The sequence below is a fragment of the Asaia siamensis genome, from assembly GCF_014635085.1.
GTDB lineage: Bacteria > Pseudomonadota > Alphaproteobacteria > Acetobacterales > Acetobacteraceae > Asaia > Asaia siamensis.
In genome coordinates this window covers 35,208-47,780 of the sequence record NZ_BMCH01000003.1, presented here as the reverse complement: position 1 = coordinate 47,780, position 12,573 = coordinate 35,208, and the positions used below count along the sequence as shown (strand labels likewise).

Annotated in this window: 12 protein-coding genes; 10 read left to right on the top strand and 2 right to left on the bottom strand. The window is 60.1% G+C overall.

What is annotated here, in order from left to right; translation table 11 throughout:
- Positions 1-110: 110 nt before the first annotated feature.
- From rpmI to lpxB, 5 genes are all read left to right on the top strand, one after another.
- Positions 111-314 (top strand): 50S ribosomal protein L35, encoded by a 204-nt coding sequence (gene rpmI / locus IEV53_RS06055; RefSeq protein WP_023978115.1) that lies wholly within the window; start codon positions 111-113, stop codon positions 312-314.
- Positions 315-326: 12 nt separating this feature from the next.
- The gene (gene rplT, locus IEV53_RS06050) at positions 327-713 is read left to right on the top strand and encodes a 50S ribosomal protein L20 (RefSeq protein WP_147094196.1); all 387 of its coding nucleotides are present in this window, start codon (positions 327-329) and stop codon (positions 711-713) included.
- A 118-nt stretch (positions 714-831) separates the two neighbouring features.
- Positions 832-1,902 (top strand): phenylalanine--tRNA ligase subunit alpha, encoded by a 1,071-nt coding sequence (gene pheS / locus IEV53_RS06045; RefSeq protein WP_188426268.1) that lies wholly within the window; start codon positions 832-834, stop codon positions 1,900-1,902.
- Between the two features lie 4 nt (positions 1,903-1,906).
- Positions 1,907-4,369 carry a phenylalanine--tRNA ligase subunit beta gene (gene pheT / locus IEV53_RS06040; protein ID WP_188425912.1) on the top strand — a complete coding sequence of 821 codons (2,463 nt, stop codon included), beginning with the start codon at positions 1,907-1,909 and terminating at the stop codon, positions 4,367-4,369.
- Positions 4,370-4,375: 6 nt separating this feature from the next.
- Positions 4,376-5,596, top strand: coding sequence for a lipid-A-disaccharide synthase (gene lpxB, locus IEV53_RS06035; RefSeq protein ID WP_188425911.1), 1,221 nt, complete (start codon positions 4,376-4,378; stop codon positions 5,594-5,596).
- A 7-nt stretch (positions 5,597-5,603) separates the two neighbouring features.
- Here lpxB and hisI read toward each other — a convergent pair whose 3' ends face one another.
- Both hisI and ygfZ read right to left on the bottom strand, forming a co-directional pair.
- The gene (gene hisI, locus IEV53_RS06030) at positions 5,604-6,026 is read right to left on the bottom strand and encodes a phosphoribosyl-AMP cyclohydrolase (protein ID WP_188425910.1); all 423 of its coding nucleotides are present in this window, start codon (positions 6,024-6,026) and stop codon (positions 5,604-5,606) included.
- On the bottom strand, positions 6,023-6,820 hold the full coding sequence (gene ygfZ, locus IEV53_RS06025) for a CAF17-like 4Fe-4S cluster assembly/insertion protein YgfZ (protein WP_188425909.1): 798 nt from the start codon (positions 6,818-6,820) through the stop codon (positions 6,023-6,025). Before ygfZ ends, hisI begins: the two co-directional genes overlap by 4 nt.
- Positions 6,821-7,037: 217 nt before the next feature.
- Between ygfZ and IEV53_RS06020 the strand changes: the two genes are divergently transcribed.
- Genes IEV53_RS06020 through IEV53_RS06000 form a run of 5 tightly spaced genes read left to right on the top strand, consistent with a single transcriptional unit; the run spans position 7,038 to position 12,550 of the window.
- Positions 7,038-9,284, top strand: coding sequence for a cache domain-containing protein (locus tag IEV53_RS06020; protein ID WP_188425908.1), 2,247 nt, complete (start codon positions 7,038-7,040; stop codon positions 9,282-9,284).
- Complete coding sequence (locus IEV53_RS06015) at positions 9,281-10,087, top strand: MlaE family ABC transporter permease (RefSeq protein ID WP_229719702.1); 807 nt, start codon at positions 9,281-9,283, stop codon at positions 10,085-10,087. The genes IEV53_RS06020 and IEV53_RS06015 overlap by 4 nt, the downstream gene beginning before the upstream one ends.
- Complete coding sequence (locus IEV53_RS06010; RefSeq protein WP_188425907.1) at positions 10,084-10,785, top strand: P-loop NTPase family protein; 702 nt, start codon at positions 10,084-10,086, stop codon at positions 10,783-10,785. Before IEV53_RS06015 ends, IEV53_RS06010 begins: the two co-directional genes overlap by 4 nt.
- Positions 10,785-11,750, top strand: coding sequence for an MlaD family protein (locus tag IEV53_RS06005; protein WP_188425906.1), 966 nt, complete (start codon positions 10,785-10,787; stop codon positions 11,748-11,750). The genes IEV53_RS06010 and IEV53_RS06005 overlap by 1 nt, the downstream gene beginning before the upstream one ends.
- A complete protein-coding gene (locus IEV53_RS06000; protein WP_188425905.1) occupies positions 11,747-12,550 on the top strand; it encodes a hypothetical protein in 804 nt (267 codons plus the stop codon). The genes IEV53_RS06005 and IEV53_RS06000 overlap by 4 nt, the downstream gene beginning before the upstream one ends.
- Positions 12,551-12,573 lie beyond the last annotated feature (23 nt).

The following is a 12,573-nucleotide window of genomic DNA, read 5'->3' as shown; positions in this document are numbered from 1 at the left end:
GGTGCCCCCTTTCGAACGCGCGTCCAGGCGATGGTAGGGCATGCCTGGCCGCTTGGTGGTGGTTGCGAGTGATTGCGACAAGCTGCCTGATATGTCGAGAGGAGAACGAAATGCCCAAGATGAAGACCAAGTCGTCGGTCAAGAAGCGGTTCAAGATCACCGCGACCGGCAAGGTGATGTGCGGTCCCGGCAACAAGCGCCACGGCCTCATCAACCGTCCGCAGAAAATGAAGCGCACCAATCGCGGCCCGCAGACCATGACGGACATGGATGCGAAGACCGTGAAGCAGTGGGCCCCCTACGGACTGGCTTGAGGAGCAATATAAATGGCACGTGTTAAGCGCGGCGTAACGACGCACGCCCGTCACAAGAAGGTTCTGGATCTCGCCAAGGGTTACCGCGGCCGGTCTTCCACCAACTATCGTATCGCTCTTGAGCGCGTCGAGAAGGCTCTTCGTTATGCCTATCGCGACCGTCGCAACAAGAAGCGCGATTTCCGCGCTCTGTGGATCCAGCGTATCAACGCTGCCGTTCGCGAGCAGGGCCTGACCTACAGCAAGTTCATCAATGGTCTTGCAAAGGCTGGCATCGAAATCGACCGCAAGGTTCTGGCCGCCATCGCATTCGATGACGCAGCAACCTTCGCCGAAATCGTGAAGCTGGCGCAGATGGCTCTCGAGCAGCCTGCCCAGGAGCAGACGGCTCAGGCCTGATCTGCCGCTTTTCGGATTTGCCGATTTGCAGATTTGATAGAAAACGGGTCGTCCTGTATCAGGACGGCCCGTTTTCTTTTTTGACGGTACCACCAGACGAACGATGGGACAGGCAGTGATGGGCGATGATCTGGAAGCGCTGAGAAGCGAAACTCTCGAAGCGTTGGCGCAGGCGCAGGATCACGCCGCCTGGGATGCCATTCGTGTCGGTGTGCTGGGCAAATCCGGCCGCCTGACACGACTGCTCAAGGAACTGGGCAAGATGAGCCCGGAAGAGCGCAAGGAACGCGGTCAGGCGCTGAACCGCCTGCGTGATGCGCTCAACACTGCGGTCGAGCAGCGTGGCCAGGAAATTGCCGAGGCAGCCCTCGAATCGCGTCTGAAATCCGAGCAGGTCGATGTGACCCTGCCGGCACCGGCGACTCCGCTCGGTCTTGTCCATCCGATCAGCCGCACCATTGAGGAAATGACGGCCATTTTCGGGGCGATGGGATTCAGCGTTGCCGAAGGGCCGGATATCGAGTCCCAGTGGCATAACTTCTCTGCGCTCAATACGCCTGACCATCATCCGGCACGCACCGAGCACGATACGTTCTATCTGCCCGCCACGCACGAAGACGCTCCGGCGCGCGTGCTGCGCACCCAGACATCTGGCGTTCAGATTCGCACCATGCTGACCCAGGAACCGCCCATACGCATCATCGCGCCGGGCCGCACCTATCGCGCCGATCATGACGCCACCCATTCGCCGATGTTCCATCAGTGCGAAGGGCTCGTTATCGACAAGGGCATCACGCTTGGTCATCTCAAGGGCTGTCTGATCGAGTTTCTTCGCGTTTTCTTCGACAAGCCGAATCTGCCGGTGCGTTTTCGCGCGTCGTATTTCCCGTTCACCGAACCCTCGATGGAGGTCGATATCGGCTGGTCGCGCCAGACGGGCGAGATCGGCGGTGGCACGGACTGGCTGGAGGTTCTGGGGTCGGGCATGGTGCATCCGCGTGTTCTGGCCAATTGCGGCCTTGATCCAGCCATCTGGCAGGGCTTTGCCTTCGGAATGGGAATTGAGCGTCTGACCATGCTCAAGAACGGCATTCCCGATCTACGTTCCTTCTATGAGAGCGATCTGAGATGGCTGCGCCATTACGGCTTCTCCTCCCTGTCTTCCGCCAGCCTCGCAGAAGGAGTCTGAGACCATGAAATTCACTCTTTCCTGGCTGCGTGAGCATCTCGATTTCACCGCATCGCTCGACGAGATCCTGAGCGCCCTCAATACGATCGGTCTTGAGGTCGAAAGCGTTGAAAATCCGGCTGACAGCCTGCGCGGATTTCGTGTTGCGAAAATTCTCGAAGCGCATCGCCACCCTGATGCCGATCGTCTTCAGGTCTGCGTCGTGGCCGCTGGCGGCGATTATGAAAAAGTGCAGGTCGTTTGCGGCGCTCCCAATGCACGCACCGGGCTGCATGTGATTTTTGCCCCGCCGGGCACGTATATTCCGGGAAGCGATATCACCATCAAGGCTGGCAAGATTCGCGGTCAAGAAAGTGGCGGCATGCTCTGCTCGCTGCGTGAGCTGGGTCTGGGCGCTGAGTCAGACGGTATTGCCGAACTGCCAGAGACGGTCGTGCTGGGTCAGGCCTATGCCGATTATGCAAAGCTGGACGATCCGGTGATCGATATCTCCATCACCCCTAATCGTGGTGATGCGCTGAGTGTGCGCGGCATTGCCCGCGATCTGGCAGCCTACGGAATCGGTCATCTCAAGCCCTGGCTTGTGGAGACGGTCGAAGGTCGTTTTCCTTCCCCGATTTCATGGAATATTCAGTACGAAACGGCTTGCCCTTTCATCGCAGGACGACTGGTTCGCGGTGTAAAGAACGGCCCGAGCCCCGACTGGCTGCGTCAGAGGCTGGAGTCGATCGGACTGAAGCCCATCAGCGCGCTGGTGGATATCACCAATTTCCTTACCTTCGATCTCGGACGCCCGCTTCATGTCTTCGATGCGGCAAAGATCAGCGGGACGAGTCTGTCCCTGACGCGCGCCGCGCGTGAGACTTTCCGCGCGCTCGACGGACGCGATCTGGTGCTCGGCACCGATGATCTCGTCATTGTTGATCAGGCTGGTGTTCAGTCCCTCGCCGGATTGATCGGCGGTGAATCGACGGGCGTCTCAGACGAAACCTGCGACGTGTTCATCGAAGCAGCTCTTTTCGACCCCGTGCGCATCGCTCTGACCGGGCGCCGTCTTGCTGTGCACACGGATGCGCGTCAGCGTTTCGAGCGTGGAATTGACCCGGCACTGGTGCTGTCCGGGCTTGAGGCAGCAACACGGCTGATCCTGTCGCTTTGCGGCGGCGAGGCGAGCGAAGTGACCACTGCCGGAAATCTTCCTGACTGGCATCGCGAGGCCTGGCTGCGTTTCGAGCGTCTCGAAAGCCTGGGCGGCGCACAGATCGAGTCCGATGAGGCGGTGCGCATTCTCGAGCATCTGGGCTTCGAGGTGAAGGAGCGCGACGACGCACGTGCCTGCTTTGCCGTGCCGTCATGGCGTAACGATGTGGCCATGGGGGTGATGCTCGACCAGGCGCCGCATCTCGACCCGGATCAGGCCCGGACGGCAGCGTCTTCTGTTCACGCCATCGAGGCAGAGAACGACCTGATCGAGGAAGTGCTGCGTGTCCATGGTCTGGATCTGATTCCGCCACAGGCCCTGCCGCAAAAGACCGCCATTGCGGGCCCTGCCTTGACGCCCGCACAGAAGCGTCTCGGCGAGCTGCGCCGCCTCTGCGCGATGCGCGGCCTTGTCGAGACGGTCGGATTCTCTTTTGTCTCGCATGAAGATGCGCTCCTGTTCGGTGGCGCTCCGGAAGGGTTGCGTCTGCTGAACCCGATCGCCTCCGATCTCAACCAGATGCGCCCGACACCTCTGGTCAATCTGGTGCGTGCCTGGCAGCGCAATGCGGCGCGCGGTTTTGCCGATGCAGCCCTTTTCGAGATTGGACCGTCCTTCCACGCCGATGGTCAGAAACTGGTGCTGGCAGGTCTTCGTGGTGGTGAAACGCCGCGTCGCCCTGGTGCGCGGGCTCAGGCCAGAACGCTCTGGGATGCCAAGGCCGATCTGATGGCGGCGCTTGACGCGCTGAAGCTCCCAGCCGAGGCGCTCAGCATCACAACGGATGCGCCGGGCTATTATCACCCTGGCCGTTCGGGCGTCGTGCGTCAGGGGCCCAAAATGGCTCTCGGTTGTTTTGGCGAGCTGCATCCCCGGGTGACCCGGGCGATGGGGATCGATGGCACGCTCGTTGTCTTTGAGATCTGGCTCGATGCCGTACCGCTACCGAAGGTGAAGCGTCGTCAGGCACCCTCTCTGTCTGCCTTCCAGCCGATCAGCCGTGATTTCGCCTTCATCGTGGCGCCCGGTGTCGAAGCGCAGGCTGTGCTCAAGGCAGCGCGCGGGGCGGAGCGGGCGCTCATTACCGATGTCAGCCTCTTCGATGTTTATGAAGGGGCGCCGCTCGAAGCCGGTCATCGCTCCCTCGGCATCGAAGTGACCCTTCAGCCGGTCAAGGCGAGCCTGACTGATGAAGAGATCGACGCCGTGTCCGAGAAAATCATCGCTGCTGTTGCCAAGGCAACCGGCGCAACCCTGAGGCGCTGAACGCTCATGCCCCATTCGCTCATCGCCCCTCGTGTCATCTGGCTTCTGGCAGGTGAGGCCAGTGGCGATGTGCTCGGGGCCCATCTTATGCAGGCGCTGCACGCGCGCGACCCGCATCTGATCTTTGTCGGGATCGGCGGACCACGCATGGAGGCTCTGGGGCTCAACAGCCTGTTCCCCATGCGTGATCTGGCCGTCATGGGACTGGTCGAGGTGCTGCCTCGAATCAGGCAGCTATCGCAGCGCCTCAATGAGGCGGTGAATGATGTGGTGCTGCGTCAACCGGACATGATCGTCACGATCGACTCCCCCGGTTTTGCCCTGCGCTTTCTCAAGCGGCTACGCGATCAGAATGTACCGAAGATCCATTATGTTGGCCCTCAGGTCTGGGCCTGGCATGAAAAGCGCGTTCATAGTTTTCCCGAACTCTGGGACAGGCTGCTCTGCCTTCTGCCCTTTGAGGTCGAGTGGTTTGCCCAGCGCGGGGTGGCGGTCGATTTCGTAGGCCATCCCGTTCTGCAATCCGGCGCCGATCAGGGCGATGCGAAGCGTTTCAGGCTGCGTCATGGGCTGAGCGATAAGGCGCCCGTGCTGATCCTGATGCCGGGTAGCCGTCGCTCGGAAGTACCGCGCCTTTTGCCGGTCTATGGCCGTATGCTGTCGCTGCTAAAGAAGCGCCTGCCGGATATCTGCCCGGTGCTGCCGCTCTCTCCTCTCGTCGCCCAGACAGTGAAGGCCGCTGTTGCGAAATGGCCGGTCAAGCCGATCATCGTGACCGAGCTGCATGACAAGCATGATGCCTTTGCCGCAGCCGGGGCGGCGCTGACGAAATCGGGCACGTCAACGCTTGAGCTCGCTCTGGCTCATGTGCCCATGGCGGTCGCTTATCGCGTAAACCCGGTGACGGCATTCATGGCGCGCCGCATGATAAAGGTGAAATATGTCGCCATGGTCAATCTGCTCGCCGGGCGCGAGGTGGTGCCTGAACTGCTTCAGGAACGCTGCACGCCAGAGCATCTTGCCGATTCGGCCTATGCGCTTCTGACTGATCCCGCTCTGGGCGAGGCGCAGAAAACGGCGTTCGACGCCGTCATGGCCCAACTCAGACCGACGGAATCGGACAAGCACAACGGAACGCCTTCCGATGCTGCAGCGGAAGCTGTACTGCGAATTCTGAACGAAAAGTCACGCAGCGCAGGCAAAGACGTAGCCGCAGAGCGGGAGTAGCGCCCCCCTAGTGGCTTTTGCCGTAGAGCACCTCGGCCGAGATTTCGGGGGCGGTGGTATCGCGCAGCCCCTCGGGCGTGACTTCGTGATAGAAACAGCTCCGGCGTCCGGTGTGACAGGCGACGCCTTTCTGCTGAACAAGCACCAGCACGGCATCGCGGTCGCAGTCGATACGCGCAGAAACGAGATGCTGCGTCTGACCCGAACTCTCGCCCTTGCGCCAGAGCGCGTTGCGGCTGCGTGAGAAGTAGCAGACCCGCCCTGTTGCCAGCGTTTCAGCCAGAGCCTCGCGATTCATCCAGGCGAGCATCAGGATCTCATGCGGCGCCTCTGCAGACTGGGCAATGGCAGCAATCAGCCCGTCTTTGTCGAATTTGACCGTATCGAGGATGCCTTCCAGCGTCTGCTGGTCGGGGGGGGAGTAGCTCATGGTGTCTCTTCTCTGAACCAGTCGGGTCGTTGGGGGGTGAGGGTCAGCCCCTCATGCAGGAAGTCTTTTGACCAGACTTCGCGCCGCAGGAGGGCGAGGCCGTGCGTGCCGATGCTGCTGCGCATCTGACCGATCTCGCGATCACCCTCCATCAGCAGCGTACCGGGTGGCGGCAGGGTGTGATCGCTGCGTACGGGCACAAGGCGTTTCTTGACCAGCCCGCGATAATGGGTGCGCGCTGTGAGCTCCTGACCCATATAGCATCCTTTCTGGAAGGAAATGCCGTTGAGCCAGTCGAAATTGGCTTCGATCAACAGGGTCTTTTCAGTCTCGCAATCGCTTGAATCGGTCAGGCCGAGGGACAGGCGGTGGCTGTGATAGGCGGCGAGGGCCTCGACATTGCCTGCGCTCTCGGCCGGGGCAATACGGCGAGAACCGGCCGTGTCGAGCCTCGGATCAGGCCGTGCATCGCTGGCGGTTTCGCCGTCCCAGAGCGCCTCGACGGCAAGGGTAGTCTGTTCGATCTGGACATCGGCCCGCAGACGGAAGCGCGAAAGCCGCGTGCAGAGAAAGGCCGCGTGATCTGCGGGGACATCGAGGTGAAGAACATCGCCACTATGCCAGATAAAGAAATCCGAGAGGTAACGCCCTTGCGGCGTCAGGAAGCCTGACCAGACCAGTTTTTCGGAATCAGCCAGGGTTACGTCATTCGAGACGAGCCCCTGTAGAAAGCTCACCCTGTCCTGACCGCTTACGGAGAGGACCGAGCGATCCGTGAGCCATGCTCTTGCCATTAAGGTTCTCCATTTCGGACAGTATTGATAGGAGATGCGGATTGCAGCGTCATGAAACAAGAGAGAAGATGTGAACGCGACGCATAGGTTATTCGCACGTTAGGTTGTCAACGCAAGTCATTCCCCTCGGAAGGGGAGATCCTGGGAGGCGTGATTCTTGCCTGTTTCCGAGATTATAGATCCGGCTGATCCGGAAGCCGAAACAAGAAGGCGCCGTTTGATCGAGCTCGTCGCCCCCATTCTTGGGGTTGTGCTCGTTATTGTGGTGATCGTCATCGTCACGCTGCACTCCTACCACAAGACACGCAATGGCGTGATCTCGCTTTCCCAGGACCTGCTCAGCGAAGAACAGAAAAACATCACGCAAGAAGTGTCGGATTATCTCGCGCCAGCTCCGGCAACCGCCATTGTGGCACGTGATCTGCTGACCGACCCTGTTACCGATGAACCTCCCCGGGTCTTCCTGGCGTATGGCGCCTCCATGCTACGCAATGTCACCCAGGTTGAAAGCTTTTATCTGGCTGATGATCGCGGGTCCTTCTGGTTTATTGATCGCGCACCAGAGGCAATCAGCGATGGTATGGAATGGGTGCATCTGCTGCGCGACAAGAACGTTTTCCGACACTGGTATTACGACAAGGGCGGCAAGCTCGTTCGCGTCATGGATACGCCGGGAAAGGATTATGACCCGCGTCAGCGCCCTTGGTACAAAGGGGCCTTCGAGCATCCCGATCTGAACTGGTCCGATCCTTATCCGACCGTCGCGACCGAGCAGCTGATTGTTACTGCAGCGAGCGTTCTCCATACATCTGACGGTCATCAGGCAGTTTTTGCGATCAATATTTCCCTTAACCGGCTGACTGATTTCCTTGCGGCCATCAAGATCGGAAAAAGCGGCAAGGCGGTCGTGGTCGACAAGGAAGGCCGCATGATAGCGGGCAATAATCTGCTGGATGTGGCACGCAAGGCCGATTGGCAGTTCGACAAGATGCTGCTCGATCCGCAGACGCAACCCGTCTTCACCAGAGCGCTCTCCCTGTTCCACATTTATGGCGCGGGGGTACACCTCATCAAGGCGCATGACACGCAGTATGTCACCATCATGGCCTCGCTGCACAAGATAAGGCCGGGTTGGGTCTTGCTGCTGAATGCGCCCGAAGACGATTTTGCCGCCTTTGCGGCGGCCGCTGGACGACAGGGACTTCTCTTTTCGCTTGTGATTGTTGTGCTTGCCGCGCTTCTGGCGGGTTTTCTGGTGCGTCAGAATCGCAGGACCGAGCGTCTGCGCCGGCAGATCGGCTTTGAGCGTGCGCAGGTGAAAGCCGAGAGCCGGGCTCTCAATGCGATGGCGGGGACACCTCATCTTCTCGATCCGACGCAGGACGCCCCCTTGCTCACCCAGAGACTGGCTGAACTCGCAAAGGCAAGACGTGTGGGGTTCTGGCGCTCCGTCGGTGACGATGAACGGCTGCTTTGCGAGGATTCCTATGACAGTGCTACCGAAGCGCATAGTGCTGGCATGGAGTTGTCGCATAGCGATCTGAAGAACTTCTTTACCCAATTGATGGCAGGCGAAGTGATCGAGAGCGATCATGCCGCAAGTCAGGAAGGCCTGCGTACGTTCCAGCGCATGGTCATGGCGCAGATCGGCTCAAAATCGGTCTATATCCAGCCCATCCTCGCGCGCGGCCTTGTTATCGGTATGGTCGTGCTTGAAGATGCGATCCGGCCCCACGCAGTGTCGCATATCATCGCCATTGTTGCTGAGGTCGCGGCCATACGGTTTGCGGCCATGCGCGAAGATGAAAGCAGTACCGCAAAGCCGGCCCCGCAACGCCGTGAGGAATCCGCGAGCATTAAAGCGCGCCTGAGCGAGGGGTTTATCGCTGCGCCAGAGAGGCGGGGTGCCGGTGAGCTTGCCTCGGGTCAATACGCCATGGTGCCTGTCGCAACGGTGCTGTTTCAGGACTCCACGACCGAAAGCGACGTTGCCCTGATTCCGATCGTGCAGGATCTCGTCGAAAAATTTCAGGAGGTGGTCCAGCAGCAGAATCTGTTTTCCGCTCAGGTTCTGGGGAGCCGCCTCGTTCTGATCGGCGGGTGTTCGCAGGAGCCTGATCCAGAGGCCGCGCGTCGTGTGGCCGATGCGCTTCTTGCGTTGCGCGAGCTGGCTCTGATCACTTTGTCCGATGCCGATCTGACGCCCAATTTCCGGATCGGCCTTGATGTCGGCCGTGCCTTCGGAGCAACTCTCGGCAAGGAGCCGGAGGTGTTCAACGTCTGGGGAGAGGCGCCGCAAACGTCCGAGCTTCTGGCAGTCAGCGCACCCGATGCGGGCACTATCCAGGTATCGGAAGCGGCCCATGCGCTGCTGCGCGATTTTTATCTCTTCCGACCGCGCGGCATGTTTTATCTGCCTGCCTTAGGTATCACCAATACTTATGTGCTGGCGGCGCGGCGGTGAGAGAAGAGCTACCTTTTTATCGGCGCTTTCTGCACCGTCTGGGCGGGCTGACGCGACGACAGCTTCGCTTCACACTCATGCTCGTCGGCGCAAGCTGGGGGGTTGTGCGAGAAGCTTCTCGCCCCACCTCATGGCGTCGCACCGTCATCTACGAGTTCAAGAGCACGCTGCGTCAGTCGGCAGGAGGCGGGCTTTTCAGCACGCTCTTTACGGCAGCGCTGACGGGGTTCGGCATTGTGGCGCAAGCTATCTACTGGCTCGGCATTGCGGGAATGGCGGATACGACGGATTCCCTCCTTGCGACGGTTCTGGTGCGTGAAATCGCGCCTGTTTTGGTCGGCATCATCCTTCTCGGCCGGAGCGCCATGCTCAGCTTGACACAGCTTGGGCAGTTGACGATCGGAGGAGAGCTTCGTGCACTCCAGGCTCAGGGCATCGATCCGTTTCTGACTCTGGTAATGCCGCGCGCTCTGGCGACAATGCTCGCTTCGTTCACACTTGGCGTTGTGTTCAGTGTTATCGCGCTTTCAGTGGGTTATGGCGTATGCAGACTGCACGCCATCATCACGATGCCACTCTGGACGTTTCTTTACGACATCGTCGGCGCCATGAAGCCGATCGATTATATCGGCATTCCGCTCAAACTGGTTCTCAGCGGATTTCTGCTCAGCCTGGCTACCCAGCTGACCGGTCTCGACGCCACGCGCAGCGATACGCTGGCAACGCTGCTGCCGCGTGGCTTTGCCCGTGGCATTATGGTGATCATGATCGTGAATGTCGTTCTCGGGGTGGCTGTCGCATGAGCGATGATCTTTCTGCTGTGCTGGAATTGAGAGAAGCCCTGCCGGTTTTTGAAGAAAGCGGACTGGCGTCCATTCCTTATTCTTTGCGTCTCATGCCCGGCGATTGCCTGTTGATCGCCTGCCGCGATCCGCTGCGGGCGACGCGCTTTGCCGATCTGTGTAGCGGATTGACGCCACTCGTGTCGGGTCATGCACTGTGTCTGGGCCTTGATTGGGAGAAGCTCGCCGAGACGCGCGCCTGGGCGTTGCGTGGCAGGATCGGGCGGGTGATGCAGCAGGGGGCATGGATCGATCTCTTCGGGACCGATCTGAATATCCTTGTCCAGCAGCTGCATCACACGCGCACGCCGACGCAGGATCTCGTTGATGAAGCGACGGCTCTGGCCCGACGCTTCGGACTTCCGGGTTTGCCAAGCCTGGCGCCCGGCAGGCTGAGCAAGGCTGACCGGGCAAAGGCTGCCTGCGTCAGGGCCTTTCTGGGGGAGCCACGCCTGCTCCTGCTGGAAGACCCTGTCGAACAGGAGAATGCCGATATGATGACGGCCTTTCTTGCCGAACTGACCGCAGCACGGGAACGCGGTTGTGGTGTCATCTGGTTCTCGCGGGAGCCGGAACTCTGGCATGGCTACAATGCCATGGGCACGCAGCGTTTCAGATTGCTGGATGAAGGTCTGATGCCAATGAAGCAGGTGGTGTGATGTTTCGCGTACGCTCCAATTCCGAGGCCGATGGCCGTTCACGACCGCTGATGCGTATCCGTTACGCAGATGAATGGGTCGGCATTCTCGTGATGGCGACATTCGGTCTGTTCATTTTCGCGATCATCGAGGCGGGTGTGCTGCGCGACTGGCTGACGCCTTCCGGCAAGCTGCATTTCAACCTGCCTGAAAGTGGCATCGCCGGGCTCGCTGTCGGTAACGATATCGAGCTCATGGGCATTCGTATCGGGTCTATCCGCTCGGTGAAGATCAATCCTCATGGCAACATGTATGCGATTGCCGATATTGATCCGCAGTTTGAGCCCTATATTCGCAAGGATAGTCGCGCGATCATCCGTCATCGCTTTGTCGTCGCCGGCGCGAGCTATATCGAGCTGGAGCGCAGCAAGGGGCCGGCAATGGACTGGGAGTTTGCCGAGCTGGAGGCTACGGTCGAGCCCAACCCTGCCGATATGATCACCAAGACCATTGCTGATATCCGCGCTGGTATGATGCCCAGCCTGCATAATGCCGATAGGATCATGGCTGATCTGGCAACGGTCACGAACGCCATTCGTGCAGGGAAGGGATCGGTTGGCGGGATCATCATGGATGACAAGCTGCTCAACCATGCCGTTGACGTTCTCAAGTCGCTGCAGGACTCAATCGAGCGTCTGAAGCCCATCGAGGCACAGGTTTCGGGCGTGCTGAAGCAGACCGAAGGCACAATGAGTAATCTGCGCTCGAGCAGCAATGACGTGAAGAAGGCCACGCCGCAACTCAAGGAGACGATGGCGCATATGAATGAGGCGAGCGCCCAGCTTCCCGCTCTGCTAACCCAGGCCCAGGCAACGGCGAACAGCCTGAAGAAACTGACCGACCAATTGCGCAGCCTTTGGATTCTTGGAGGCAGCTCAGGCAAGGCAACGCCACGCAAATTGCGCGCCGGAGATATCAAGCCATGAGATCCCAAACCCGGAGATATCGGGCTCTTGTCGCGGTCAGCGCTCTTGCTGGCCTGACCGCCTGCGGCGGCGCGGGCGATCATGGCGGGGTACGCACCGATCAGGACTACGCCAATGCCATGGATGTCGGGCGCGAAGCGTTCGACATGACCCGAGCCGAACAGGCCCGGGCGCAGTTCCAGACGGCTTATGATCGTGCCCTGCTGCGTGACGATGCCGTGGCGATCGACGATGCAGGCTATAATCTGGCCGTGGCGCAGCTCGGAATGGGCGACCCTCAGGCGGCTCTGGGCACCGTTGCGCAGACGCATCGTGCCCTGAATCTGCGTGGGGCGACGGCTGGCGCAGAGCTGGAGCTTGTTGCGATGGCGGCCTATTGTCGCCTCGGTCAGTATCAGGCTGCCCTTGACGCTGGCGGGCGTATCCAGACCAGCGATCCGGCATTGGGTGAGCGGCGCGCCTTCCTTACGGGGCTTGCCGCAGATGGGCTGGGGGATGTGAAAACTCTCGCCAGCGCGCGCGATGCCCTGCCGCATTCTGCCAAACCTCCTTTGCTCGAACAGGCCGATCGCGCTGAAATCGAGTCTCGCCTGGCGCTGCGTCAGGGAGCCTATGACGTGGCCGAGAACGAGGCATTGAAGGCTGTAACCCTGCGTCGGGATATTCTGGATTATCGCGGTATGGCGCGCGGTCTCGACTGCGCAGCCAATGCAGCAAGAGGGGCAGGTCAGTTGAACAAGGCTGCTTCCTATGCCCAGCGTGCTGCAGAAAGCCGGGCTCAGGCAGAAAAGAAGCCCTGAGGCCGGTCTCGTGCGGTCCTGTT

Coding starts and splice junctions, on each gene's coding strand:
- IEV53_RS06000 (WP_188425905.1), top strand. CDS start 11,747: ATGAGATCCCAAACCCGGAGATATCGGGCTCTTGTCGCGGTCAGCGCT.
- pheT (WP_188425912.1), top strand. CDS start 1,907: ATGAAATTCACTCTTTCCTGGCTGCGTGAGCATCTCGATTTCACCGCA.
- IEV53_RS06005 (WP_188425906.1), top strand. CDS start 10,785: ATGTTTCGCGTACGCTCCAATTCCGAGGCCGATGGCCGTTCACGACCG.
- hisI (WP_188425910.1), bottom strand. CDS start 6,026: ATGAGCTACTCCCCCCCCGACCAGCAGACGCTGGAAGGCATCCTCGAT.
- rpmI (WP_023978115.1), top strand. CDS start 111: ATGCCCAAGATGAAGACCAAGTCGTCGGTCAAGAAGCGGTTCAAGATC.
- pheS (WP_188426268.1), top strand. CDS start 832: ATGGGCGATGATCTGGAAGCGCTGAGAAGCGAAACTCTCGAAGCGTTG.
- rplT (WP_147094196.1), top strand. CDS start 327: ATGGCACGTGTTAAGCGCGGCGTAACGACGCACGCCCGTCACAAGAAG.
- lpxB (WP_188425911.1), top strand. CDS start 4,376: ATGCCCCATTCGCTCATCGCCCCTCGTGTCATCTGGCTTCTGGCAGGT.
- ygfZ (WP_188425909.1), bottom strand. CDS start 6,820: ATGGCAAGAGCATGGCTCACGGATCGCTCGGTCCTCTCCGTAAGCGGT.
- IEV53_RS06010 (WP_188425907.1), top strand. CDS start 10,084: ATGAGCGATGATCTTTCTGCTGTGCTGGAATTGAGAGAAGCCCTGCCG.